The sequence below is a fragment of the Rhizobium sp. 25PS6 genome (assembly GCF_032464655.1).
In the GTDB taxonomy this organism is placed as follows: domain Bacteria; phylum Pseudomonadota; class Alphaproteobacteria; order Rhizobiales; family Rhizobiaceae; genus Rhizobium; species Rhizobium laguerreae.
Window position 1 is genome coordinate 1 of the sequence record NZ_JAWDIV010000077.1, and the last position, 652, is coordinate 652.

The 652-nt window shown below is 66.0% G+C and carries 1 protein-coding gene; it reads left to right on the top strand.

Going from position 1 to position 652, the window contains the following annotated elements; all coding sequences use genetic code 11:
• Positions 1–652, top strand: a 652-nt coding sequence (locus RWK44_RS34895; RefSeq protein WP_316030184.1) for an NAD(P)/FAD-dependent oxidoreductase, incomplete at both ends; no start/stop codon positions are given.

The window sequence follows — 652 nt, forward strand, 5'->3', positions numbered from 1 at the left end:
GGAGATCCGTGCCCGGATTCTCTCCGCTTTCGAACGCGCCGAAGTCACTGAGGATGATCAGCGGCGCGAGGCGTTACTGACCTTCGTTGTGGTCGGCGGCGGTCCGACAGGCGTCGAAATGGCCGGTGCAATTGCCGAACTTGCCCGCAAGGTCGTGGTTCGCGACTTCCGTCACTTCAATGCCGCTTCGGCACGCGTCGTCCTGGTCGAAGCTGGCAACCGTATCCTGCCCACCATGCCGGCCTGCCTTTCGGCAAAGGCGCAGCGTCAGCTTGAAGGCCTGGGCGTCGAAGTGTTGGCCACGGCTGCCGTCACCCATTGCGATGGCGAAGGCGTCATGCTCGCCGACGGCCGCCACATCGGCTCGGCATGCGTGCTTTGGGCCGCAGGTGTCATGGCATCCAAAGCGGCCAAATGGCTCGGCGCCGCGGCCGACCGCGCCGGCCGCACCGTGGTCGACGAACGGCTGAATGTCCCCGGCCACGACAACATCTTCGTCATCGGCGATACCGCCGCGGTGAAGAACGAGGATGGCCGCCCTGTGCCAGGCATAGCCCCGGCCGCCAAGCAGATGGGCGAGCATGCCGCGCATGCCATCCGGGCGCTCATCGCGGACAATCCGGTCGAGCCATTCCGCTATCGGCATTTCGGC